The 24,760-nt window shown below is 61.0% G+C and carries 26 protein-coding genes; 3 read left to right on the forward strand and 23 right to left on the reverse strand.

Features of this window, described 5'->3' with window-relative positions; all coding sequences use genetic code 11:
• Nucleotides 1-240 precede the first annotated feature (240 nt).
• The 3 genes from xseA (at nt 241) to leuA (ending at nt 4,624) form a co-directional block, all read left to right on the forward strand.
• Nucleotides 241-1,620, forward strand: coding sequence for an exodeoxyribonuclease VII large subunit (gene xseA / locus ACIPL0_RS18775; protein ID WP_400598149.1), 1,380 nt, complete (start codon nt 241-243; stop codon nt 1,618-1,620).
• A 3-nt stretch (nt 1,621-1,623) separates the two neighbouring features.
• A complete protein-coding gene (locus tag ACIPL0_RS18780) occupies nt 1,624-2,466 on the forward strand; it encodes a peptidoglycan DD-metalloendopeptidase family protein (RefSeq protein ID WP_400598061.1) in 843 nt (280 codons plus the stop codon).
• 472 nt (nt 2,467-2,938) lie between these two features.
• Nucleotides 2,939-4,624, forward strand: coding sequence for a 2-isopropylmalate synthase (gene leuA / locus ACIPL0_RS18785; RefSeq protein ID WP_400598059.1), 1,686 nt, complete (start codon nt 2,939-2,941; stop codon nt 4,622-4,624).
• Between the two features lie 222 nt (nt 4,625-4,846).
• Here leuA and ACIPL0_RS18790 read toward each other — a convergent pair whose 3' ends face one another.
• The 23 genes from ACIPL0_RS18790 to trmJ all read right to left on the reverse strand — a co-directional run bounded on the left by ACIPL0_RS18790 (nt 4,847) and on the right by trmJ (nt 24,618).
• Nucleotides 4,847-5,236: a hypothetical protein gene (locus ACIPL0_RS18790; protein WP_400598057.1), complete on the reverse strand. Its 390-nt coding sequence runs from the start codon at nt 5,234-5,236 to the stop codon at nt 4,847-4,849.
• A gap of 123 nt (nt 5,237-5,359) precedes the next feature.
• Nucleotides 5,360-5,794 carry a hypothetical protein gene (locus tag ACIPL0_RS18795; RefSeq protein WP_400598055.1) on the reverse strand — a complete coding sequence of 145 codons (435 nt, stop codon included), beginning with the start codon at nt 5,792-5,794 and terminating at the stop codon, nt 5,360-5,362.
• 58 nt (nt 5,795-5,852) lie between these two features.
• The gene (locus ACIPL0_RS18800; protein WP_400598052.1) at nt 5,853-6,644 is read right to left on the reverse strand and encodes an amidohydrolase; all 792 of its coding nucleotides are present in this window, start codon (nt 6,642-6,644) and stop codon (nt 5,853-5,855) included.
• Nucleotides 6,632-7,780: a pyridoxal phosphate-dependent aminotransferase gene (locus ACIPL0_RS18805; protein WP_400598050.1), complete on the reverse strand. Its 1,149-nt coding sequence runs from the start codon at nt 7,778-7,780 to the stop codon at nt 6,632-6,634. Before ACIPL0_RS18805 ends, ACIPL0_RS18800 begins: the two co-directional genes overlap by 13 nt.
• Nucleotides 7,781-7,898: 118 nt before the next feature.
• Nucleotides 7,899-9,368, reverse strand: a complete 1,470-nt coding sequence (gene der / locus ACIPL0_RS18810) for a ribosome biogenesis GTPase Der (RefSeq protein WP_400598048.1) — start codon at nt 9,366-9,368, stop codon at nt 7,899-7,901.
• A 150-nt stretch (nt 9,369-9,518) separates the two neighbouring features.
• A complete protein-coding gene (gene bamB / locus ACIPL0_RS18815; RefSeq protein ID WP_400598046.1) occupies nt 9,519-10,670 on the reverse strand; it encodes an outer membrane protein assembly factor BamB in 1,152 nt (383 codons plus the stop codon).
• Complete coding sequence (locus ACIPL0_RS18820) at nt 10,663-11,304, reverse strand: YfgM family protein (RefSeq protein WP_400598044.1); 642 nt, start codon at nt 11,302-11,304, stop codon at nt 10,663-10,665. The genes bamB and ACIPL0_RS18820 overlap by 8 nt, the downstream gene beginning before the upstream one ends.
• 44 nt (nt 11,305-11,348) lie before the next feature.
• A complete protein-coding gene (hisS, locus tag ACIPL0_RS18825) occupies nt 11,349-12,638 on the reverse strand; it encodes a histidine--tRNA ligase (protein ID WP_400598042.1) in 1,290 nt (429 codons plus the stop codon).
• A gap of 21 nt (nt 12,639-12,659) precedes the next feature.
• Nucleotides 12,660-13,769 (reverse strand): flavodoxin-dependent (E)-4-hydroxy-3-methylbut-2-enyl-diphosphate synthase, encoded by a 1,110-nt coding sequence (gene ispG / locus ACIPL0_RS18830; RefSeq protein WP_062383477.1) that lies wholly within the window; start codon nt 13,767-13,769, stop codon nt 12,660-12,662.
• 3 nt (nt 13,770-13,772) lie between these two features.
• On the reverse strand, nt 13,773-14,822 hold the full coding sequence (locus ACIPL0_RS18835; protein WP_400598039.1) for a RodZ domain-containing protein: 1,050 nt from the start codon (nt 14,820-14,822) through the stop codon (nt 13,773-13,775).
• Entirely contained in the window at nt 14,819-15,580 is a 762-nt protein-coding gene (gene pilW, locus ACIPL0_RS18840; protein ID WP_400598038.1) for a type IV pilus biogenesis/stability protein PilW, read from the reverse strand. Before pilW ends, ACIPL0_RS18835 begins: the two co-directional genes overlap by 4 nt.
• A gap of 26 nt (nt 15,581-15,606) precedes the next feature.
• Nucleotides 15,607-16,755 carry a 23S rRNA (adenine(2503)-C(2))-methyltransferase RlmN gene (gene rlmN, locus ACIPL0_RS18845; RefSeq protein WP_400598035.1) on the reverse strand — a complete coding sequence of 383 codons (1,149 nt, stop codon included), beginning with the start codon at nt 16,753-16,755 and terminating at the stop codon, nt 15,607-15,609.
• Nucleotides 16,756-16,784: 29 nt separating this feature from the next.
• Nucleotides 16,785-17,210: a nucleoside-diphosphate kinase gene (gene ndk, locus ACIPL0_RS18850; RefSeq protein WP_120125639.1), complete on the reverse strand. Its 426-nt coding sequence runs from the start codon at nt 17,208-17,210 to the stop codon at nt 16,785-16,787.
• An 89-nt stretch (nt 17,211-17,299) separates the two neighbouring features.
• Nucleotides 17,300-17,500, reverse strand: a complete 201-nt coding sequence (gene iscX, locus ACIPL0_RS18855) for a Fe-S cluster assembly protein IscX (RefSeq protein ID WP_400598033.1) — start codon at nt 17,498-17,500, stop codon at nt 17,300-17,302.
• 13 nt (nt 17,501-17,513) lie between these two features.
• Entirely contained in the window at nt 17,514-17,855 is a 342-nt protein-coding gene (gene fdx / locus ACIPL0_RS18860; RefSeq protein ID WP_400598031.1) for an ISC system 2Fe-2S type ferredoxin, read from the reverse strand.
• A 3-nt stretch (nt 17,856-17,858) separates the two neighbouring features.
• Nucleotides 17,859-19,721, reverse strand: a complete 1,863-nt coding sequence (gene hscA / locus ACIPL0_RS18865; RefSeq protein WP_400598030.1) for a Fe-S protein assembly chaperone HscA — start codon at nt 19,719-19,721, stop codon at nt 17,859-17,861.
• 45 nt (nt 19,722-19,766) lie between these two features.
• On the reverse strand, nt 19,767-20,285 hold the full coding sequence (hscB, locus tag ACIPL0_RS18870) for a co-chaperone HscB (protein WP_400598027.1): 519 nt from the start codon (nt 20,283-20,285) through the stop codon (nt 19,767-19,769).
• Nucleotides 20,286-20,293: 8 nt separating this feature from the next.
• Nucleotides 20,294-20,617, reverse strand: a complete 324-nt coding sequence (gene iscA / locus ACIPL0_RS18875) for an iron-sulfur cluster assembly protein IscA (RefSeq protein ID WP_400598025.1) — start codon at nt 20,615-20,617, stop codon at nt 20,294-20,296.
• A gap of 45 nt (nt 20,618-20,662) precedes the next feature.
• A complete protein-coding gene (iscU, locus tag ACIPL0_RS18880; protein ID WP_062383507.1) occupies nt 20,663-21,049 on the reverse strand; it encodes a Fe-S cluster assembly scaffold IscU in 387 nt (128 codons plus the stop codon).
• 89 nt (nt 21,050-21,138) lie between these two features.
• Complete coding sequence (locus ACIPL0_RS18885; RefSeq protein WP_400598023.1) at nt 21,139-22,353, reverse strand: IscS subfamily cysteine desulfurase; 1,215 nt, start codon at nt 22,351-22,353, stop codon at nt 21,139-21,141.
• 44 nt (nt 22,354-22,397) lie between these two features.
• Complete coding sequence (iscR, locus tag ACIPL0_RS18890; RefSeq protein ID WP_400598021.1) at nt 22,398-22,889, reverse strand: Fe-S cluster assembly transcriptional regulator IscR; 492 nt, start codon at nt 22,887-22,889, stop codon at nt 22,398-22,400.
• Between the two features lie 170 nt (nt 22,890-23,059).
• Complete coding sequence (gene cysE, locus ACIPL0_RS18895) at nt 23,060-23,845, reverse strand: serine O-acetyltransferase (RefSeq protein ID WP_400598018.1); 786 nt, start codon at nt 23,843-23,845, stop codon at nt 23,060-23,062.
• On the reverse strand, nt 23,845-24,618 hold the full coding sequence (gene trmJ, locus ACIPL0_RS18900) for a tRNA (cytosine(32)/uridine(32)-2'-O)-methyltransferase TrmJ (RefSeq protein ID WP_400598016.1): 774 nt from the start codon (nt 24,616-24,618) through the stop codon (nt 23,845-23,847). The genes cysE and trmJ overlap by 1 nt, the downstream gene beginning before the upstream one ends.
• Nucleotides 24,619-24,760 lie beyond the last annotated feature (142 nt).

Below are 24,760 nucleotides of genomic sequence, written 5' to 3' on the forward strand. Positions count from 1 at the left end.
CTCCATGGATGGGCGATGGGGCGGCAAAGCGCGCGACAGCATACTCGATACCCGACATTGAAACCCTGTGGGAGCGAATTCATTCGCGATGGGCATTCCAGCCGACACCAAGGCATTGCCTGGCACATCGCATCGCGAATGAATTCGCTCCCACAGACCGTTGCCATGACATGTCATCGACGGAGCGAGGCAAATGTCAGCGCAGGACAGACGGCCCCCAATGCCTTTATCATGCCCGCCATGATCAAAGACCCCTTCGCCAGACTCGGCCTCGACCGGGAAGTCCTCACTGTCAGCCAGCTCAACGGCCGTGCCCGTGTGCTGCTGGAAGACGTTTTCTCCAGCATCTGGGTCGAGGGCGAGATTTCCAACCTGTCGCGCCCGGCATCCGGCCATGTCTATTTCACCCTCAAAGACAGCGGTGCCCAAGTGCGTTGCGCGTTGTTCCGCAGCAATGCGGCACGGGTCCGACAGGCGTTGAAGGATGGTCTGGCGGTCAAGGTTCGCGGCAAGGTTTCGCTGTTCGAGGGCCGCGGCGACTATCAGTTGATCCTCGACACCGTCGAACCGGCCGGTGATGGCGCGTTGCGTCTGGCCTTTGACGCGCTCAAGGAAAAACTCGGCGCCGAAGGTCTGTTCAGCACCGAACGCAAGGTCGCACTGCCACAGCATCCCAAGCGGATCGGGATCATCAGTTCGCCGACTGGCGCGGTGATCCGCGACATCATCAGCGTGTTCCGGCGCCGCGCGCCACAGGTTGAACTGACGCTGATCCCCACCGCCGTGCAAGGCCGTGAAGCCATCGCACAGATCGTGCGCGCCCTCAAGCTGGCCGACGCACGCGGCTTCGATGCGCTGATCCTGGCCCGTGGCGGCGGCTCGCTGGAAGACCTCTGGTGCTTCAACGAAGAAGCCGTGGCGCGCGCCATCGATGCCTGCGTGACGCCGATTGTCAGCGCAGTGGGCCATGAAACCGACGTATCGATCAGTGACTTCGTCGCCGACGTGCGCGCACCGACGCCCTCCGCGGCAGCCGAGTTGCTGGCCCCCGACTCCAGTGATCTGCACCGCCGCGTGGAGAACCTGCAGCGCCGCCTGATCACTCGCATGCGTGACCGGCTGATGCGCGAGCAACTGCGCCTGGACGGCATCTCACGGCGCCTCCGTCATCCCGGTGAACGCCTGCGTCAGCGTGCGCAGCGTCTGGACGATCTGGACATGCGCCTGCGCCGCGCTTTTGAACAACAGATGCACAAACGCCAGTTGCGCATGAGCCATCTGCAAAGTCGCCTGGCTGCCCAACACCCCGGACGCACGCTGGCGTTCCTGCGTCAGCGCCTGGAGGTGCTCGCCGAGCGCCTGCCACGGGCGATCAAGGAAAACCTCAAAACCCGTCGCCTGCAGCTGCAAAGCCAGGTGCAGACGCTCAACGTGGTCAGCCCGCTGGCGACCCTGGGCCGTGGCTACAGCATTCTGCTGGACGAGCGCGGCAAGGCCATTCGCTCCGCCGAACAGACGCAGACCGGCCAGCGCCTGACGGCAAAGCTTGGCGAAGGCGAACTGCAAGTTCGTGTCGAAGACAATCACCTGACGCCTGTCACCCTTTCACTTCTGGACTGACCGATGCTGCCTTTTATCTCACGCTCACTGGCCAGCGCCGCGCTAGCCCTGTGCCTGTCTCTGCCGGCCTACGCCGACAGCTATATTTCGCGCCTGCTCAACAAGCCGGTGCCCGGCGGTGTGGCGGTGGTCGACCTCGGCCCGGCCGCACAAGCGCCCAAAGCCACTTTTCAAGGCAAGCCGGTGCTGGTGGTCAACGATCAGGATGCGCGCTGGCTGGCGATTGTCGGCATTCCGCTGAGCGTCAAACCCGGCACTTCACAGCAGGTGAACAGCGGTGGACGCAACCTGCCGTTTACCGTAAGCAGCAAGAAATATCCGGAACAGCACATCACCCTGAAGAACCAGCGCCAGGTCAATCCGAACCCGGACGATTTGAAACGCATCGAGCAGGAACTCGACGTGCAGGTCCGCGCCTATCGCAGTTTCAGCCCCGGCACTCCGAGCAATCTTCTGCTGGACAAACCCGTCGACGGCCCGCTGTCGAGCAAGTTCGGTGTGCGTCGTTTCTTCAATGGCGAAGAGCGCAATCCCCACGCGGGCCTCGACTTCGCAGTGCCGGCGGGTACACCGATCAAGTCGCCGGCCGCCGGCAAGGTCATCCTGATCGGTAACTACTTCTTCAACGGCAACACCGTGTTCGTCGACCATGGCCAGGGTTTCATCAGCATGTTCTGCCACATGTCGAAGATCGACGTGAAAGTCGGCGACGCGGTGCCGCGCGGCGGCGTGGTAGGTCGCGTCGGCTCGACAGGCCGCGCCACCGGGCCGCACATGCACTGGAACGTCAGCCTCAACGACGCGCGGGTCGATCCCGCGATCTTTATCAACGCATTCCAGCCTTGACGCAAACCTGTAGGAGCTGGCTTGCCCTGCGACCGGCTGCGGAGCAGTCGTAAAACCGGTAAATGCGCTGGATCAGACGAAACGCATACACAGGATTTACGACGGATTCCCCGCCGCTTGCAGGACACGCCAGCGCCTACAGGAAAACGAACCGCACGCCACGGATTGCGTGAGACAAAACCGCTCAGCAATAAATAATCGATTGAAGCGAGCACACCGCTGAAAAATCTCGGCCTTCGACATTTTTCGAAATCTTCTCTCAAATTTTTCCAACTGCTTGCCAGCTTTCACCTCATTGGTTACGGTTGGACACATGAAAACCTCTCACACCCTCATTCTGCTGCGTCAGCACCGTTGCCTCAGGCTCGTCAGCGCACGACTGCCAGGCTGAATCGCGCTGCCTCGACCCCGCCTCTCGCATCAACCGGTTGGCCGCCTGTTCTCGGCCCTGAGTACAAAAAGGATTCGTCACATGACCATGCTCAAAGATCCATCGAAGAAGTACCGTCCGTTTCCGACCATCGATCTGCCTGACCGCACCTGGCCTTCCCAGACCATCACTGCGGCGCCGATCTGGTGCTCGTCCGACCTGCGTGACGGTAACCAGTCGTTGATCGAGCCAATGGATTCGGTCAAGAAACTGCGCTTCTGGAAAACCCTGGTGCAGGTAGGCGTCAAGGAAATCGAAGCGGCCTTCCCTTCGGCTTCGCAGACCGACTTCGACTTCGTCCGCACCCTGATCGAAGACGGCCACATCCCGGATGACACCACCATTCAGGTGCTGACCCAGGCCCGTGAAGACCTGATCGCGCGCACCTTCGAATCGCTGCGCGGCGCCAAGAAGGCCATCGTCCACCTGTACAACGCCACATCCCCGTCGTTCCGCCGTATCGTGTTCAATCAGGACCAGGCCGGCGTGAAGGAAATCGCGGTCAATGCGGCCAAGCTGTTCGTCAAATACGCCGCCCAGCAGCCTGAGACTCAGTGGCAGTTCGAATACTCGCCGGAAACCTTCAGCGCTACCGAGATGGAGTTCGCCAAGGAAGTCTGCGACGCCGTCATCGAAGTGTGGAACGCCACCCCGCAGAACAAAGTGATCCTCAACCTGCCGGCCACCGTTGAAGTTGCCACCCCGAACGTCTACGCCGACCAGATCGAATGGTTCTGCCGCAACATCACTCGTCGTGACAGCGTGATCATCAGCCTGCACACCCACAACGACCGTGGCACCGGTGTTGCCGCGACCGAACTGGGCCTGATGGCTGGCGCCGACCGCGTCGAAGGCTGCCTGTTCGGCAACGGCGAACGTACCGGTAACGTTGACCTGGTGACCGTGGCCCTGAACATGTACACCCAGGGTCTGGACCCGCAACTGGACTTCTCCGACATCGACGGCGTGCGCAAGGTCGTCGAAGAGTGCAACCAGATTCCGGTGCACCCACGCCATCCGTACGTTGGCGACCTGGTCCACACCGCGTTCTCCGGCTCGCACCAGGACGCCATCCGCAAGGGCTTCACCCAGCAGAAAGCCGACGCGCTGTGGGAAGTGCCTTATCTGCCGATCGATCCGGCCGACATCGGCCGCAGCTACGAGGCGGTCATCCGCGTCAACAGCCAGTCCGGCAAGGGCGGCATCACCTATCTGCTGGAACAGGAATACGGCATCTCCCTGCCACGCCGCATGCAGATCGAATTCAGCCAGGTGGTTCAGGGCGAAACCGACCGTCTGGGCCTGGAAATGACCGCGCAGCAGATCTACTCGCTGTTCAAGCGTGAATATCTGCAAGCCAACAAGCCGTACGCACTGGTCAGCCACCGTCTGCAGGAAGAAAACGGCCACAGCGCCGTGGAAGTCGAAGTCACCGGCAAGGGTGACGGCGAGAGCAACCTGCACTGGCGCGGCAAGGGCAACGGCGCGCTGGAAGCACTGGTCGCCGGCCTGCCAGTTCAGGCGGAGATCATGGACTACAACGAGCACGCCATCGGCGCAGGCACCACGGCCAAGGCCGCTGCCTACATCGAACTGCGGGTGAACGGTGATCGTGCGGTGCACGGCGTCGGTATCGACGAAAACATCACCACCGCCAGCTTCAAGGCGCTCTTCAGCGCCCTGAACCGTGGCCTGCTGCAAGCGGACGAGGCAGCAAAAGCCGCCTGATACTAAGCGCAGGATGACGCCAGCTGCCTGCACCTGTAGGAGCTGGCTTGCCCTGCGAGCGGCGACGGAGTCGTCGTAAATCCTGTGTATGTGTTTTACCTGACACACACCGTTTAACGACTTTACGACTGCTGCGCAGCCGCTCGCAGGACAAACCAACTCCTACAAGGGGTTCGCGCACCACCCATAAAAAAGCCCCGAATCTGTCGGGGCTTTTTTATGTCAGGCCGTGGTGTTGACCGTGCCTTTCATCAGTTCCAGCAGCGATGCCTGCAACGCCATCAACTGCGAAGTGGTGTTGGCAATCTGCTGAGAGATAGCCGCTGCCTGTTGAGCCTTTTCCTGCTCTGACAGCTTGCTGTGCTGTACTGCCGCCAGACGCTTCTGCTGCTCCTGAAGTGTCTTCTGCACTTCTTTGATCTGCTCCTGCAACTGCTTGATCATCTGCTCACGAGTGGTGCTGCCCACCGTGGAGGATTTGCTCTCAGGCACTGCCCCGCTCAGGTTGGCGCTGGCCGTCACTGCCTCGCTTTTGGTGGACTCGTCATTCTTGAAGCCAGCCGTAAAAGTGCTGGAGTACGCGCTCAAGGAACCGACATTGATCGTTGTCATGATGAACTCCTGTTAAGTGCACCTTGTATCGGCTGGCTTACAAAGAACTGAAGTCCATCTGTCAGGCGCGCACGCAAACGCCCCACGACCGCAGTCATGGAGCGTGAGTTTCGGATCAGTGAATCAGGCGGTGGTGTTGATGCTGCCGGACTTCTGCAGTTGCGCCAGCGCCGCTTCCTGGGTGGCCAGGGTCGCGGAGGTCGTGGAAATCTGGCCCTGAATGGCCATGACCTGCTGCGACTTTTCGTCTTTCGAGCCGCTACCCGCTTGAGCCGCGGCCAGTTGCTGTTCCTGCTCTTGCAGACGCTTTTCGGTTTCCTTGATCTGCTGCTCCAGCTTCTCGATCGCCTGTTCGCTTTCGCTGGAAGTGCTGGAGTTGCCGCCTGCGCCGCCCGCCGCTGCAGCACCACCTGCCGCGCCGCTGGCTGAGGTGGAGGTCGAGGCGGCGGTGCTGGTCGACGTGTCGCTGTCGTCGGTGCTCACCGTGGCGTCTTTTTTGACCGCGACGGTGAAGCTGCTGGCGTACGAGTTCAATGAAGATGCGTTGATGGTAGTCATACCGGTCTCCTGTTCTGGTACAAGGCTATCGACCGGCGCCCCCGCAAACTCTATGAACTTAGTGTATCTCGAATGTATCGGCGTCGAGATATGCCGGGAATTTCTGTCGGTACGCCGCCAGGCTTTCGGCCGACAGGCTGATCTGGAACACACCGTCAGCCTCGCCGATGTTGAGCAGGCTCTCCCCCTGAAAGTCCACGACCTGGCTGTCCCCGGTGTAGGCAAAGCCCTTGCCGTCAGTGCCAACCCGATTGACCGCCGCGACGTAGCAGAGGTTCTCGATGGCCCGCGCTGGCAGCAGACGATTCCAGTGCTGACGGCGAGCGCCCGGCCAGTTGGCGGTGTACAGCAGCAGATCGGTGTCCTGTACTCCACGGCTCCAGACCGGGAAACGCAGGTCGTAGCAGATCAGCGGACGAATCCGCCAGCCGTTGAGTTCGAACTGCACCTGACGCTCGCCAGGGCTGTAATGCTCATGCTCGCCTGCCATGCGGAACAGGTGACGCTTGTCGTAGTGCAGCAACTCGCCATCCGGGCGCGCCCAAAGCAGGCGGTTGCGGTGGCTGCCATCGGCGGCGCGGACGATCACGCTGCCCGTCACCACGGCATTCAGACGCTTGGCCTGGGCCAGCAGCCATTTGCTGGTCACACCGTTTTCCGGCTCGGCCAGGGTCTCGGAATCCATGGAGAAACCGGTGGTGAACATCTCCGGCAGAATCACCAGATCGGCGCCGCGCGCCTGCTCCAGCAGCTCTTCGAAATGCGCATGGTTGGCCTTGGCGTCGTGCCAGACCAATGTGGTCTGCACCAGGGCAAGGTTCAGGTTGGGCAGTTGACTCAGATCGCGCATAGTTTCTCCGCTGCCAGACGCAACGTCTCCTCACGCTTGGGGAAGCACAGCCGAATCAGGCGCTGGCCTTCGGGCGGATTCTGATAGAACACAGACGGCGGGATGCTCGCCACGCCATGCTCGCGGGTCATCCACAGCGACATCTCGATATCGTTCAGGTCGGGACGGATCTGCGAATAATCCACCAGCTGGAAATAGGTGCCAGCGGCACGGGTGAAGGTGAAACGCGACGACTCCAGACGATCACAGAAGAAATCGCGCTTGGCCTGATAGAACGCCGGCAGTTCCTCGACATGCTGCGGGCAGGCGGCCATGAAATCGGCCAGCGCCCATTGCAACGGGGTCACGCCGCAGAAGCCGACGAACTGGTGAATCTTGCGCATTTCGGCGGTGAGCGCCGGTGGCGCCACCACGTAGCCGGTTTTCCAGCCGGTGACGTGATAGGTCTTGCCGAACGAGCTGACCACGAATGCACGCTGGTACAGCTCGTCATGACCCAGCACGCTCGCGTGTTTCACGCCGTCGAACACCAGGTGTTCGTAGACTTCGTCGCTGACCAGATAGATGTCGCGGTCACGGATCAACGCCGCCAGTTGGTCCAGCTCGCCCCGGCTGATCAGGGCGCCGCTGGGATTGTGTGGGGTGTTGATGATGATCATGCGAGTGCGCGGGCTCAGCGCAGCGGACAGCTTCTCCCAGTCAATGGAGAATTCACCGTCCTTGAGCTGTACGTGTACGCAGCGGCCACCGGCCAGTTCGACGGATGGCTCGTAGCTGTCATAGCTTGGGTCGAAGACAATGACTTCGTCACCGGCACGCACCACGGTCTGGATCGCACAGAAGATGCCATGGGTGGCACCGGGGGTAATGGTGACTTCGCTGTCGAGATTGACCTGACGGCCATAGGAGCGGGCGATCTTGGCCGCGACCTGCTCGCGCAATGCCGGCAGGCCGGCCATCGGTGCGTACTGGTTGTGGCCGTCCATGGTGTGACGACAGAGGGCTTCACGCAGCGCTTCGGGCCCGTCGAAATCGGGAAAACCCTGGGACAGATTGATTGCCCCGGTATCAGCGGCAAGCTGGGACATCACGGTGAAAATGGTGGTGCCAACGTTCGGTAATTTGCTGGTGATCATAGGGTTTTCCTGCTCCACACCCGGCTCCTGAACGGCACGGGGACTCGCAGAATAGCCCGAATTGTGAATACAAAAAAAGGCGCCATTGGCGCCTTTTCGAAGAAAGTCCCTTACAGAATCAACGCTTGTCCTTGCGCTTCTTCTCGGCTTTCTTGTGGTGCGACATCAAACGACGCTTCTTGTTGACCTGGCGGTCGGTCAGCGTGTTCTTGTTGCCCTCGTACGGGTTTTCACCGCCCTTGAACTCGATGCGGATCGGCGTACCGACCAGCTTGAGTACACGGCGATAAGTGTTCTCCAGGTAACGAATGTACGACTTCGGCACCTTCTCGACCTGGTTGCCGTGGATCACGATCAGCGGCGGGTTGGCACCGCCCAAGTGAGCGTAACGCAGCTTGATCCGGCGACCGTTGACCATCGGTGGCTGGTGCTCGCTGACGGCGTCTTCGAGGATCTGGGTCAGACGGCTGGTCGGCCAGCGGGTGACCGCCGATTTGAACGATGCCTGCACCGACTGGTACAGGTTACCGACGCCAGTGCCGTGCAGCGCGGAGATGAAGTGAATGTCGGCGAAGTCGACGAAGAACAGCCGGCGCTGCAATTCGGTCTTCACGTAATCACGCTCGCTTGGCTCCATGCCGTCCCATTTGTTCAGGGCGATGACCAGCGCACGGCCGGCTTCCAGCGCGAAGCCGAGCAGGTTGAGGTCGTGGTCGACCACGCCTTCGCGGGCGTCCATGACGAAGATCACCACGTTGGCGTCCTTGATCGCCTGCAGGGTCTTCACCACCGAGAACTTTTCGACTTCCTCGTGGATCTTGCCGCGCTTGCGCACACCGGCGGTGTCGATCAGCGTGTACTTCTCTTCGTTGCGCTCGAACGGGATGTAGATACTGTCGCGGGTGGTGCCTGGCTGATCGTAGACGATGACCCGGTCTTCACCGAGCATGCGGTTGACCAGGGTCGACTTGCCGACGTTCGGACGACCGATAATGGCGATCTTGATGCCATCTTTCTCGCTCGGGCCTGGAATGCGCTTGGCTTCCTCGCCCTCGGCGACGTCCTCTTCTTCGCCTTCCTCGACCTCATCGGCATCCTTGGGGAAGCCGCCGAGGGTGATTTCCAGCATCTGCGAAATGCCACGACCGTGGGCGCCGGCAATCGGGATCGCATCGCCCATGCCCAGCGGGCTGAACTCGGCGCGAGCCATGTCCGGGTCGATGTTGTCGACCTTGTTGGCGATCACGTAAGAGGTCTTGTTGCGCTTGCGCAGGTGCTCGCCGATCATCTGGTCGGCAGCGGTGAAGCCGACCTTGGCGTCCACCAGGAACAGCACCACATCGGCTTCTTCGATGGCCAGCAGCGACTGCTCGGCCATTTTTTCGTCCATGCCATGCTCGTCGCCGGAGATACCGCCGGTGTCGATCACGATATAGGAACGCCCTTGCCACTTGGCCTCACCGTACTGGCGATCCCGGGTCAGACCGGACAGGTCGCCGACGATGGCGTCGCGACTACGGGTCAGGCGGTTGAACAAGGTGGACTTGCCGACGTTCGGTCGACCCACCAGGGCGATTACGGGAACCATGCGGCTCTCCACTTCGTTATTTCAGAAAATACAAAAGCCGCTGCAAGGCAGCGGCCGGAGTTCGGAGCGACACCAAAAGTGTCGCAGGCCCCGACAGTGCGGGGCCGCCAGAGGAAAGCCGGTGATGGCCCCCTCAAGCATAGACAGCCACTACTTGATCGTCAGCGCTTCCAGCTTGCCGCTGTTGCCGAAGACATAAATGGTGTTGCCCGAGACCAGCGGACGCGCACGCAGGCCGTCGCTGTCGATCTTTTCCCGGCCCACGAAGTGACCGTCGACCTGGCTGAGCAGGTGCAGGTAGCCTTCCATGTCGCCGACTGCCACGTAGCTGGAGAACACCTCCGGTGCACCCAACTGGCGACGGGCCAGCGATTCGTTGCTCCACAGACCGGTGGACGAACGCTCGTCGACGCCTTCCACGGTGCCGTTGGCCAGCGACACGTAGACGCTGCCGAAGCCCTGGGCAACGCCCGAGTAGCTGGAAGCATCACGCTGCCACAGGACACGACCGCTCTGCATTTCCAGACCGGCAACGCGCCCCTGATAGGTCGCGACGTACAGGGTGCCGTTGGACAGCAGCAGACCGCCGTCGATATCGACGACACGGTCCAGCTCCGAGCGACCTTGCGGGATCGCTACGCGTTGTTCCCACACCGGCACGCCGTTGGAGGTGTCCAGCGCAACGACCTTGCCGGTCGACAGGCCGGCAAAGGCCAGACGGCCGTTGACCAGCGGTGCGCCAGTACCACGCAGGGTCAGTACCGCAGGGCTGCTTTCGTAGATCCAGCGACGGTCACCGGTGGTGGCGTCGTAACCGATCACACGGTCGTCCTGGGTCTGCGCAACCACCACGTCACCGTTGGTGGCCGGTGCCGACAGCACTTCGCTGGTCGCCTTGGCTTTCCACTTCTGCTCGCCGGTGGCCTGATCCAGAACGATCACTTCACCACGCAGGGTGCCGAGCATGACCAGACCGGAACCGACACCGACAGCGCCGGAAACCGGCTGTTCGAGTTCTTTCTTCCAGACCACGTCACCGCTGTTGCGGTTGATGGCCATGACCAGACCGTTGGCGTCGGCAGCGTAGATGTTCTCGCCGTCGATGGCCGGAACCAGGATGTTGTAGATGTCACCCTGGCCGTCACCGACCGAACGGCTCCACAGCTTCTGCAGGACTACTTCTTCTTTGAAGTCGGTCAGCTCGGCCGGCGGCAATTCCTTTTTGCTGTTGCTGCTGCAACCCGCGGCCAGAATGGCCAGAGCCAGCAATGCTGCATGTTTCCAACGAATCACGTCACGCATCCCCTTTCGCCAGATCGTCGAGCTTCATTTGCAGACCACCGACAGCCGCCTCTTCGGACAGCGCAGCCTTGGCCTTCTTGTATGCAGCGTACGCGTCATCGGTACGACCCAGCTGAACCAGCAGGTCGCCACGCAGCTCTTCACGGCTGGCGGCAAAGGCCTTGTCGGCCTGACCGTCGAGCAGCTTCAGGGCATCTTCAGCCTTGTTCTGCGCCGCGAGAACACGGGCCAGACGCTGACGGGCGATTTCGCCCAGGGTGGCGTTGGCCGGCTTGTCGGTCACGCTTTTCAGCTCGTTGGCAGCGTCATCGAGTTTGCCGGTGTCCACCGCGACCTTGGCCACGAACAGGCTGCCGTACTGGGCGTATGCGCTGCCACCGAACTCGCTTTTCAGTTTGCCGGAGATTTCCGCCACGCGACCGGCATCGGCCTGACCACTCGGGGTCAACGCCGTTTCCAGCAGTTGCTGATAGAGGGCCGATGCACCTTGTGCCTGGCTGTTCTGATAGCGGTGCCAGAACTGCCAGCCCAACACTACGATCACTGCGATCAGACCACCGGTGACCAATGGCTTGCCGTTACGCTGCCACCAGTCCTTTACCGCGGCCAGTTGTTCTTCATCGCTACTCGACACCCCAATACTCCTATTCGCTTTCGCTAATCGCTTGTTATTCGGCTTCAGCCCTGCTGGATGCAGGCGGCCAGGTGTGCGGACAGCGCATCCCAGGCAATGTCTTGTTGCTCGCCCTGGCCGCGCAGTGGCTTGACGCCCACTTCCTTGCGAGCCAGTTCCTCATCACCGAGGATCAGCGCATACAATGCGCCGCTCTTGTCAGCCTTCTTGAACTGGCTCTTGAAGCTGCCAGCCCCGGCGTTGACCTGCAGGCGAAGGTTCGGCGATTCGTCACGCAGGCGCTCGGACAAGGCCAGCGCTGCCAGTTCGGCCGCTTCGCCGAAAGCGCAGACATACACGTCGATGGTGCGCGAGATCTCTTCCGGCACCTGCTGCAGGGTTTCCAGCAGCAGCACCAGACGCTCGATGCCCATGGCGAAACCGACGCCTGGGGTCGGTTTGCCGCCCATCTGCTCGACCAGACCGTCGTAACGGCCACCGGCACAGACGGTGCCCTGGGCGCCGAGCTGGTCGGTGACCCACTCGAACACGGTCTTGCTGTAGTAATCCAGGCCACGCACCAGTTTCGGGTTGATCACGTAAGGGATGCCAGCGGCGTCCAGACGCGCTTTCAGACCTTCGAAGTGAACGCGCGACTCTTCGTCCAGGTAATCTGCCAGCTTCGGCGCATCGACCAGAACGGCCTGGGTTTCCGGATGCTTGGTGTCCAGCACGCGCAGCGGGTTGGTCTTCAGACGGCGCTGGCTGTCTTCGTCCAGTTGGTCCAGACGAGCCGAGAGGAATTCGACCAACGCATCGCGATAGCGCGCACGGGCTTCACTGGTGCCCAGGCTGTTGAGCTCAAGCTTGACCGCGTTGCGGATGCCCAGCAGGCCCCACAGGCGCCAGGTCAGCACGATCAGTTCGGCGTCGATGTCCGGACCGTCGAGGTTGAACACTTCGCAGCCGATCTGGTGGAACTGGCGATAACGGCCTTTCTGCGGACGTTCGTGGCGGAACATCGGGCCGATGTACCACAGTTTCTGCACCTGACCGCCGCCGGTGATGCCATGTTCCAGCACCGCGCGCACGCAGGCCGCCGTGCCTTCAGGGCGCAGGGTCAGCGAGTCGCCGTTGCGGTCGGCGAAGGTGTACATCTCTTTTTCGACGATGTCGGTGACTTCGCCGATGGAGCGTTTGAACAGGTCGGTGAATTCGACGATCGGCATGCGGATCTGGCGATAGCCGTAGTTGTCCAGCAGACGCGATACGGTGCCTTCGAAGTAGCGCCACAGCGGCGTCTGGTCCGGCAGGATGTCGTTCATGCCACGGATGGCTTGCAGAGACTTACTCACAAAAATTCCTTGGAAACTGGGTTAGCCGCGAACGATCAGCGCTGCGTCGGCCTGGGCCTTCTCGGCCGCTTTCTCGCGGATCAGGCGTTCAAGCTCGTCCACAAGGTTGTCATTGGTCAGCTTTTGCGAAGGCTTGCCGTCGATGTAGATCAGGTTCGGCGTGCCACCGGTCAAGCCGATATGGGCTTCCTTGGCTTCGCCGGGACCGTTGACCACACAGCCGATCACCGCCACATCGAGCGGCACCAGCAGGTCTTCAAGGCGCCCTTCCAGCTCGTTCATGGTCTTGACCACATCGAAGTTCTGCCGCGAGCAGCTCGGGCAGGCGATGAAGTTGATGCCACGGGAACGCAGGTGCAGCGACTTGAGGATGTCGTAACCGACTTTCACTTCCTCGACAGGATCGGCAGCCAGCGAAATACGGATGGTGTCGCCGATGCCTTCGGCCAGCAGCATACCTAGGCCGACGGCCGATTTCACCGTGCCCGAGCGCAATCCACCCGCTTCGGTAATCCCGAGGTGCAGCGGCTGGACAATTTGTTTGGCCAGCAGGCGATAGGCTTCCACCGCCATGAACACGTCGGACGCCTTGACGCTGACCTTGAAGTCCTGGAAATCCAGCCGGTCGAGGTGTTCGACATGGCGCAGCGCCGACTCGACCAGCGCCGCCGGCGTAGGCTCGCCGTATTTCTTCTGCAGGTCTTTTTCCAGCGACCCGGCGTTGACGCCGATACGGATCGGGATGCCGCGGTCACGGGCGGCATCAACCACCGCGCGCACACGGTCTTCACGACCGATGTTGCCCGGATTGATGCGCAGACAGTCGACACCCAATTCGGCCACGCGCAAGGCGATCTTGTAGTCGAAATGAATGTCGGCGACCAGCGGCACCTTGACCAGTTGCTTGATGCGTCCGAACGCCTCGGCAGCGTCCATGTCCGGCACGGAGACGCGGACGATGTCCACGCCCGCGGCTTCCAGACGGTTGATCTGTGCGACGGTTGCAGCGACGTCGTTGGTGTCGCTGTTGGTCATGCTCTGCACCGCGATCGGCGCATCACCGCCAACCGGCACCGAGCCGACCCAGATTTTCCGAGATTCGCGACGTTTGATCGGAGATTCGCCGTGCATGACTTATTGTCCCAGCTTCAGGCGAGCGGTCTCGCCACTAGTAAACGGTGCGACATCGACCGGCTGGCCGTTGTAGCTGACCTGAGCGCCACGGGCATAGCCCAGGCGCAGGGCCAGTGGCGGCTTGCCGCTGACGTCCACGCTGTCACCCTTGTGTTTCAGACCGCTGGTCAGCACTTTGCCATTGGCATCGGTGACCTGGTACCAGCAGTCGGCAGTGAATTGAAGCTGCACATGGCCGAAACCGGCCGGTACGGCAACAGGCTCACCGCTGGTTGGTGCCGGAGCCGGCGTCGGAACCGGTGCAGGCACTGCCGCAGTGGCAGGCGCGGTCGGCACTGGCGCGGTGTGTGCAGGCGCAACTGCCGTGGCGGGCGCAGGTGCAGCCGTCGTGCCATGGGCCGGTACGGCAGGTGTCGCCGGAGCGGCAGCAGTCGGTGCCGGAGTCGGTACAACCGGTGCTTCAGTGGTCGGTGCAGGCGCAGCATTGTTCAGCGGCAGCGACGCCTGATTGCCATTCTGCGCTTCTGCGGCAGGCTGGTCTTCCGGTTCGTCGAGCGGATGAATCTGCGTGGTGCCGTCGGCGCTTTCGACTTCGACGTGTTCCATGCCCAGGCTGGTCGGCTCCTTGCCGCGCTGACCGGTCTGATCCTGCCACAGCACGAAACCGCCGCCGATCAAGGCGACCAGCAGCAGCAGGCTGACAATGCGCAGGATGTTGTGCGACAGCCGCACCGGCTCTTCGATACGACCCAGCGCGTGAACGTTGCTGCCTTTGCCGTCGGTGCCGGTGTACTGGTCGAAGTCATTGACCAGCGTAGCCTGTTCCAGGCCCAGCAGTTTGGCGTAGGCACGGATATAACCCCGGGCAAAGGTATGGCCAGGGAGCTTTTCGAATTCGCCGGCTTCCAGATACCCCAGGGAAGTCGCGGTGAGGTTCAGCCTCAACGCCACATCGGGCAGCGACCAGTTTTTGCTCTCGCGTGCCTGACGCAAGGTTTCGCCAGGATTCGAGCGATTGGCTGCTACAACTTCAGGATGCGCCGCTTTCATCTTTGCTCCGACAGGTATTGCTGATATTCCGGCGTACCGGGATAGAGTCTTTTGAGTTGCAGGCCATAACTGGCTGCCTTGTCGCGATCGTCGTAGATCTTCGCCAACCGCGTACCCAGCAACAGGCTGCGTGCATTCTGCTGGCTCAACTGGCTGAAACGGTCATAGTAGTCACGCGCCGGCACATAATGCCTGTCTTCGTAAGACAACTCAGCCATTTCCAGCAATGCGCGAGGTTGTTGACGATCAAGCCGCAAGGCCTTGTTGAAATGTTCCAGCGCCTTGTCGCGGTCGCCCAGCTTCAGCGAGGTCATCCCCAGGTTTTCGAAGACCCGGGCGCGTTCGGCGTAAAGGTTATCATCGGCGGCCTGTTCAAAGCGCGCGTAGGCTTCCTTGTAGCGTTTTTGCTCGTAAAGGAAACCGCCGTAGTTGTTGAGGATTCGCGCATCCTTGGGACGAGCGGACAGCGCCTTGCCGTAATACTGATTGGCCAGTTCCGGTTCAAGTTCAGTCTGAAAGACCAACGCAAGGGCGGCGTTGGCATCGGCATCGGAACCGTCCAGCTCCAGCGCCTTCTTCAGCGGCGCCTTGGCGCGCTCCATCTGCCCTTGCTGCAGATAGCCCAGGCCCAGTTGCACATAGGCCTGGCGCGCCTCTTCACGTCCCTTGCCGGTACTCAGCGGATCGACGTTGCCGGTGGACACACAGGCTGCGAGCAACGTTGCAGAACACAGCATCAGCGCAGCGCGCAGGGACATAGAGATCCTCTCAGTCAAATTCGCAGTCAGTTGCGAGCCACAGCGACTTGAGCCTCATCGGCCTCGGCGCTGAGTTCGCGCACGGCGATATAGCGCTCGCTGCGGCGAGTGCGGTCCATGACCTGTCCGACCAACTGGCCGCAGGCGGCGTCGATGTCTTCGCCACGGGTGGTGCGGACAGTGACGTTGTAGCCGGCGTTATGCAGCAGATCCTGGAAACGCCGGATCGCGTTGTTGCTCGGCCGCTCGTAGCCCGAATGCGGGAACGGGTTGAACGGGATCAGGTTGATCTTGCACGGCGTGTCCTTGAGCAGTTCGATCATCTCGACTGCGTGCTCCGGACGGTCGTTGACGTCCTTGAGCAGGGTGTACTCGACGGTCAGCACGCGCTTCTCGCCCAGCGCCGACATGTAGTTGCGGCACGATTCGAGCAGGACCGAAAGCGGGTACTTCTTGTTGATCGGCACCAGCTGGTTGCGCAGCGCGTCGTTCGGCGCGTGCAGCGACAGGGCCAGCGAAACGTCGATGTGCTTGGCCAGCTCATCGATCATCGGCACCACGCCGGAGGTGGACAGGGTCACCCGGCGCTTGGAAATGCCGTAGCCCAGGTCATCCATCATCAGATGCATGGCCGCCACGACATTGTCGAAATTGAGCAATGGCTCGCCCATGCCCATCATCACCACGTTGGTAATCGCGCGGTCGATGGTGGCCGGGATACTGCCAAAGGATTTGTTGGCAATCCACACCTGGCCGATGACTTCGGCGGCGGTGAGGTTGCTGTTGAAGCCTTGCTTGCCGGTGGAGCAGAAACTGCAATCCAGCGCGCAGCCCGCCTGGGACGAGACACACAGGGTGCCGCGCTTGCCTTGCGGGATGTACACGGTCTCGACGCAGCTGCCGGACGCCACGCGCACCACCCATTTACGGGTGCCATCGCTGGAGATGTCCTCGCTGACGACTTCCGGACCGCGGATTTCGGCACGGCGTTCGAGCTTCTCGCGCAGCGCCTTGCCGACGTTGGTCATGGCGTCGAAGTTATCGACGCCATAATGGTGAATCCACTTCATGACCTGACCGGCGCGGAAGCGTTTCTCCCCGATCGACTCGAAGAATTTTTCCATTTCCGGCTGGGTCAGACCCAACAGGTTGATTTTGCCAGTTGTTTCAGTCATGGGGATTCACCTTCACTCGCGGCAGCAGCTTAGCGAGTGGTTACCTCGGTAGCAGCGAAGAAGTAAGCGATTTCGCGGGCAGCAGCAGCTTCGGAGTCCGAACCGTGAACGGCGTTGGCGTCGATGGACTCGGCGAAGTCAGCGCGGATGGTGCCGGCAGCAGCTTCTTTAGGGTTGGTAGCGCCCATCAGTTCGCGGTTTTTCAGGATGGCGTTTTCGCCTTCCAGAACCTGAACGACAACCGGACCGGAAGTCATGAAGGCAACCAGGTCACCGAAGAAGCCACGAGCGCTGTGCTCAGCGTAGAAACCTTCTGCTTCGGCCTTGGACAGTTGCTTCAGTTTCGAAGCCACGACGCGCAGACCGGCTTTTTCGAAACGGGTGGTGATCTCGCCGATTACGTTTTTAGCAACGGCGTCAGGCTTGATGATCGAGAAAGTACGTTGAACAGCCATGTGAAACTCCAGAAACAGTGATTGTTGCGAAAAATTAAACCCGCGAATTATACGCGGGTTCTGTTGTATTGCCTAACTTGCAAAGATGATCAGTCTATTTCATCGGCCCAAAGGGTCTGGACCGCTTCCAGGACCTTCTCGCCGACCCGACCCGAGGCGTCGTCAAAATCCGGCAACGCCTTGATCCACTGCTGAAGCTCGACGAAATTCACCGAATACGGGTCGACGCCCGGCTTGGCTTCGGCCAGTTCTTCGGCAATGCGCTGTACATCATTCCATCCGTAACTCATGACAGCTTCTCGATCAGTGCGGCGCTTCGGCGGCGTGGTTGAGCGAATATTTCGGGATTTCGACGGTCAGGTCTTCCTTGCCGACCTTGGCCTGACAGGCCAGACGCGACTGCGCTTCCAGGCCCCACGCACGATCAAGATAGTCTTCTTCCAGCTCGTCGGCCTCTTCCAGCGAATTGAAACCTTCGCGGATGATGCAGTGACAGGTGGTGCAGGCGCAGACGCCGCCACAGGCACTTTCCATCTCGATGTGGTGTTCGTGAGCCAGTTCGAGGATAGAGACACCCTCCTCAGCCTCGACCACCAGCCCGTCCGGGCAAAATTCGTGGTGGGGCAGAAAAATCACCTGCGGCATCAGTTATTCCTCAATCTCATTCAGGTTGCGTCCTGCCAGGGCGGCTTTCACCGTCGAGTCCAGGCGGCGGGCGGCGAATGCGTCGGTGACCTGCGACAGACGCTTGGTCTGTTGCTCGATCGCCAGACCGTCGGTGCCCTTCATCAATTCACGAAGTTCGTCCATCTGCATTTCGATGACCATGCGCTCTTCGGCATCGAGCAGACGCTCGCCGTCGGCCTGCAAGGCACCTTCGACCGCCTCCAGCAGACGCTGGGCATCAACCTGCTGCTCCCGCAGCGCACGGGCAACCTTGTCGTCGCCGGCGTACTGGAAGGAATCCTTGAGCATGCGGGTGATTTCGCCGTCGGTCAGGCCATAGGACGGCTTGACCTGAATGCTGGATTCGACGCCCGAGGCCAGTTCGCGAGCGGAAACGCTCAGCAGACCGTCGGCATCGACCTGGAACGTCACGCGAATCTTCGCCGCACCGGCCACCATCGCCGGAATGCCACGCAGGTCGAAACGGGCCAGGGAACGGCAGTCGCTGATCAATTCACGCTCACCTTGCAGCACGTGAATCATCATCGCCGACTGGCCGTCTTTGTAAGTGGTGAACTCCTGCGCACGGGCCACCGGAATCGTGGTGTTGCGCGGAATCACCTTTTCCATCAGGCCGCCCATGGTCTCAAGACCGAGGGACAGCGGAATCACATCGAGCAGCAGCAGTTCGCCGCCGTCGCGCTTGTTGCCGGCCAGAGTATCGGCCTGGATCGCCGCACCGATGGCGACCACCTGATCAGGGTCGATCGAGGTCAGCGGCTGACGACCGAACAGCTCGCCAACGGCTTCACGCACACGCGGAACACGGGTCGAACCACCGACCATGACCACTGCCTCGACTTCGTCCAACTCGATGCCGCAATCACGCACCGCACGGCGGCAAGCCTTGAGGCTGCGCGCAATCATCGGTTCGATCAGCTCGTTGAAGGCCGCGCGGGTCAACACACCACGCCATGCACCGTGCACGACATCGACCGAATCAGTGTCGGTCAGCGCCTCTTTGGCCGCACAGGCCGTCTGCATCAGGCTGCGCTGGGCAGCCGGATCGAGATCGTCGGACAGGCCGGCTTCGCTGATGATCCAGCTGGCAATGGCGTGGTCGAAATCGTCGCCGCCCAAGGCACTGTCGCCGCCAGTAGCCATGACTTCGAAGACACCGCCAGTCAGGCGCAGGATGGAGATATCGAAGGTACCGCCGCCCAGGTCATAAATGGCCACGACGCCTTCGGCGTTTTGGTCCAGACCATAGGCCACCGCCGCGGCGGTCGGCTCGTTGAGCAGGCGCAATACGGTCAGGCCAGCCAGCTTGGCTGCGTCCTTGGTGGCCTGGCGCTGCGCGTCGTCGAAATAGGCCGGCACGGTGATCACCGCCCCCACCAGATCGCCACCCAGAGTCGCTTCAGCGCGCTGACGTAGCACTTTCAGAATGTCTGCCGAGACCTCCACCGGGCTTTTCGCGCCCTGCACGGTCTCGATGAACGGCATGTGCGACTCGCCACCGATAAAGCGGTACGGCAGCTGTTCGCCGAGGTGCTTCACGTCGGCGATGCCGCGCCCCATCAGGCGCTTGACCGAAATAATGGTGTTCAGCGGATCGGTGGCGGCGGCGTCTTTGGCCGACTGGCCGACTTCCACGCGGTCGGCGTGATAGCGCACGGCCGACGGCAGAATGACTGCACCGTCTGCATCCGGCAGCGGTTCACTGATACCGCTGCGCAGCGCAGCGACCAGCGAGTTGGTGGTGCCGAGATCGATCCCGACGGCCAGACGACGCTGATGAGGTTTTGGACTTTGGCCGGGTTCGGCGATCTGCAGTAGAGCCATTGCTGTTCTGATATCACTGGCGCGCCGCCCAGGGGCGACGCGGGGTTAATCGTCGAGGCGCTCTTCCAGCTGGCGCACTTCGTAAGAGAGCTTGTCGAGGAACTGCATGCGGCGCATCAACCGTTCGGCCTGCTCACGCTGTACAGCATCGTCCCAACAGGCCGCGAAGCTTTCGTTCAGGTTTTCCTGAGCCGCCTTGAGGCGCCGCTTGAAGGTCGCGACGCCGTCCAGATCCGCTTCATCCTGCAGATCTTCGAGCTCTTCGCGCCACTGCATCTGCTGCATCAGGAAATCGGGATCGTGAACGGTGACCTCCAGCGGAACCTCACCCTTGAGCGCCAGCAGATAACGCGCGCGTTTCGGCGCGCTTTTCAGCGTCTGGTAGGCGTCATTCAAGGCTGCCGAGCGCTCCAGCGCGACACGTTGCTCACGCTCGGAAGCGTCAGCGAAACGGTCGGGGTGCACGCCGCGGGCAAGCTCGCGATAGCGGGTGGCCAGCAGATCGAGGTCCAGCGTAAAGCCCGGCTGCAGATCGAACAAAGCGAAATGACAAGGAGTACCCACAATAAGCCTCAGACGTTGAAGCTTTCGCCGCAGCCGCATTCACCGCGCGAGTTGGGGTTGTTGAACTTGAAGCCCTCGTTCAACCCTTCCTTGACGAAATCCAGCTCGGTGCCGTCCAGGTAAACCAGGCTCTTGGGATCGATGATCACCTTGACGCCATGCTGTTCGAACACGGTGTCTTCGCTTTCCGGTTCGTCGACGAACTCGAGCACATAGGCAAGGCCCGAGCAACCTGTAGTGCGGACACCCAGGCGAATGCCATCACCCTTGCCGCGCCCTTCGAGGGAACGACGTACGTGGTTGGCGGCCGCTTCGGTCATGCTGATAGCCATCGGAACTCCTTACTTCACGCAAGTGACTTGTCGCAAGCTGACTGCTTAGAGCAGACCTTTCTTCTGCTTGTAATCGCGAACGGCGGCCTTGATGGCGTCTTCGGCGAGTACCGAGCAGTGGATCTTGACCGGCGGCAGCGCCAGTTCTTCAGCCAGCTGGGTGTTTTTGATGGTTTCAGCTTCGTCCAGTGTCTTGCCCTTCATCCACTCGGTGGCCAGGGAGCTGGAAGCGATGGCAGAGCCGCAGCCGTAAGTCTTGAACTTGGCGTCTTCGATGATGCCCTGCTCGTTGACCTTGATCTGCAGACGCATGACGTCGCCGCACGCCGGCGCGCCGACCATGCCGGTGCCGACATCAGGATCTTCCGCGTTCATCTTGCCGACGTTGCGCGGGTTCTCGTAGTGGTCGATGACCTTTTCGCTGTAAGCCATGGTTCATATCCTCATCAAATCAGACTGTCGCTCTGGCGACACTTCAAAAACCCGGTTTTCAAAGCGCCGCATCATGTGGCGACTTGAAATTAGTGTGCGGCCCACTCGATCTTCGAGATGTCGACGCCATCCTTGAACATGTCCCACAGCGGCGACAGAGCACGCAGCTTGGTCACGGCTTCGCAGACTTTCTGCGCGGCGTAGTCGATTTCTTCTTCGGTGGTGAAACGACCGAACGTGAAACGGATAGAGCTGTGTGCCAGTTCGTCGTTGCGGCCCAGGGCGCGCAGTACGTACGAAGGCTCCAGCGAAGCCGAGGTGCAGGCCGAACCCGAGGAAACCGCGAGGTCCTTGAGCGCCATGATCAGCGACTCGCCTTCGACGTAGTTGAAGCTCAGGTTCAGGTTGTGCGGTACGCGGGCAGTCAGGCTACCGTTGACGTACAGCTCTTCGAGGTGCTCGACCTGCTTGAAGAAGCGGTCGCTGAGCGCCTTGATGCGCACGTTTTCGGTCGCCATGTCTTCTTTGGCGATGCGGAACGCTTCACCCATGCCAACGATCTGGTGGGTCGCCAGGGTACCGGAACGCATGCCGCGCTCATGACCACCACCGTGCATGGTGGCTTCGATGCGCACGCGAGGCTTGCGGCTGACGTACAGCGCGCCGATGCCTTTAGGACCGTAGGTCTTGTGCGCCGAGAAGGACATCATGTCGACTTTCAGCTTGGCCAGATCGATCTCGACCTTGCCGGTGGACTGGGCAGCATCGACATGGAACAGCACGCCGCGCGAACGGGTCAGTTCGCCAATGGCAGCGATGTCGTTGACGGTGCCGATTTCGTTGTTGACGTGCATGACCGACACCAGAATGGTGTCTTCGCGCAGCGCTGCTTCAACCATGGCCGGAGTGATCAGGCCATCTTCGGTCGGTTCCAGATAAGTGACTTCGAAACCTTCGCGCTCCAGTTGGCGCATGGTGTCGAGGACTGCCTTGTGCTCGATCTTGCTGGTGATCAGGTGCTTGCCTTTGGTGGCGTAGAAATGCGCCGCACCTTTGATTGCCAGGTTGTCGGACTCGGTGGCACCGGAGGTCCAGACGATTTCACGCGGGTCGGCATTGACCAGATCGGCGACCTGACGGCGAGCGTTCTCGACCGACTCTTCGGCTTTCCAGCCAAAGACGTGGGAGCGCGAAGCCGGGTTACCGAAGTTGCCATCCATCAGCAGGCAATCGCTCATTTTCTGCGCAACACGCGGGTCGACTGGAGTCGTCGCGGAATAATCGAGGTAAATCGGCAATCTCATTGAATATCTCCTATCGGGCAGGCGCGCCGCGCGTTCATCTGCGTTCACTCAACGGCGGATGTTTCAATCTTGTCCAGGGTCTGGGTCTTGCTACCGCAACGACGCAGGTCCTGGCGCTGGGCGACTTCCTGCACTTCACGGCGAGTGACGAGGTCAGCCAGGCTGATACCGCTTAGAAATTCGTGAATCTGCTGACTGAGGTCACACCACAAGTGGTGGGTCAGACAGGTATCGCCAGCATGGCAATCACCGAGTCCCTGACAGCGTGTCGCATCGACCGATTCGTTGACCGCATCGATCACCTGCGCCACCTGAATGCCCTGCATGTTGCGGGACAGCTGATAGCCACCGCCGGGCCCGCGTACGCTGGACACCAGATTGCCACGACGCAGCTTGGCGAACAGCTGCTCGAGATAGGAAAGGGAAATCCCTTGCCGCTCGGAGATATCGGCCAGAGACACTGGCCCATGCTGCGCATGTAACGCCAGATCAAGCATGGCAGTTACGGCGTATCGGCCCTTTGTAGTCAGTCGCATGACGTGTACCGCGGAGGTTCGGAATAAGCGCGAGTATGCTATTCCCGACTATTTAAGTCAACTTTAAGACCTACTGAAACAGTCGGGATTACCCGCAAAGAGCGGGCGGCATAATAGCAAAAGCCGATGTCGAATAGTACGTTACAACGACCCTTTTACAGCCAAGGCCGTCAAACACCCTGACCGACCTTGGTCTCGTTGCGCTCCTTGATGCATTCGAATACGTCCTGTTGCAGCTCCGGAAGCGCCTTCTCCCGGTATTCGCAGCCGAGGCTCTTGAGCGCCTTGCCCATGTCTTCCATGCGCACATCGACCGCCTGCAGATGGTCGAGCAACTGGCCGATGGCCTTGGCCACCGGGTCCGGCATGTCTTCACCGACGCCGTAGGCATCAAAGCCGATCTTCTCGGCCATGGCCTTGCGCTTGGCTTCGGCCTCGTCGCCGGATTTGACGATGATTCGCCCGGGAATCCCCACCACCGTCGCACCAGCCGGCACCGGCTTGGTCACCACCGCATTGGAGCCGACCTTGGCGCCAGCGCCGACCGTGAACGGGCCGAGCACCTTGGCACCCGCCCCCACCACGACGCCGGACTCCAGGGTCGGGTGGCGCTTTCCTTTATTCCAGCTTGTGCCGCCCAGGGTCACCCCCTGATACAGCGTGACGTCATCGCCGATTTCGGCGGTTTCGCCAATCACGATGCCCATGCCGTGATCGATGAAGAAACGCCGACCCACCTTGGCACCCGGATGAATTTCGATGCCGGTGAACCAGCGACCGAAGTTGGACACCATGCGTGCCGACCATTTCAGGTCCTTGCGCCACAGCCAGCCGGATACCCGATGCAGCCAGATCGCGTGCATGCCGGGATAGCAGGTCAGCACTTCAAACGCGTTGCGGGCTGCCGGGTCACGGTGAAAAACGCTTTGAATGTCTTCTCGCAGACGCTCGAACATCACTGATCCTTCCGCTTGTAGGGCTCACCGTCGGCCGCTTTCTGGGTCTCGGTGAGGATGCCACGCAAAATGCTCATTTCAGATCGGCTGATGTCCGAACGACCGTACAGCCGCCGCAGTCTGGCCATCAGATGGCGCGGCTTTTCCGGATCGAGGAAGCCAATCTTCACCAGAGTGGCCTGCAAATGCTCATAGAATTTCTCCATGTCATCCATTGCCACCAACTCGTCGGCGTGCGCCGTCGCCGCATCGACCTTCTTCACCGTGGTCGCCCGCCCCTCGGCCGCCAGCCACGCCATGCGCGCCTCATAGCTGAGCACCTGGACGGCGGCAGCGAGGTTCAGCGAGCTGAAATCGGGGTTGGACGGAATATGCACATGGTAATGACAGCGCTGCAGCTCTTCGTTGGTCAGGCCGGCGTATTCACGGCCGAACACCAGCGCGATCTCCTCGCCCTGCCCGGCATGCTCGATGGCCATGCTGCCGGATTCCCGGGGATCGAGCAGCGGCCACGGAATCTTGCGGTCGCGGGCGCTGGTACCCATGACCAGATTGGCACCGACCAGCGCCTCTTCCAGCGTGGCGACCACCTGCGCGCTTTCCAGAATATCGGTAGCGCCCGACGCACGAGCATCGGCATCCGCATGGGGAAACTGCGCCGGATCAACCAGCACCAGGCGCGAAAGCCCCATGTTTTTCATGGCTCGGGCGGCGCCGCCGATATTGCCCGGATGGCTGGTACCGACCAGGACTACACGAATATGTTGCAGCAATGGCGAAGCCTCGCTAGCAGGTGAAAAGGGGGACGAATGTTACAGAAGCGACCCCGGCAACGCCACGGATCGCCGCACATGAGGCGACCGGACGCACCGTAAAAGGCCGCACTCGCGCTGGAAATCGTCGGCAAGAACCCAT

It is taken from the genome of Pseudomonas sp. NPDC090208 (assembly GCF_044746785.1).
GTDB lineage: Bacteria > Pseudomonadota > Gammaproteobacteria > Pseudomonadales > Pseudomonadaceae > Aquipseudomonas.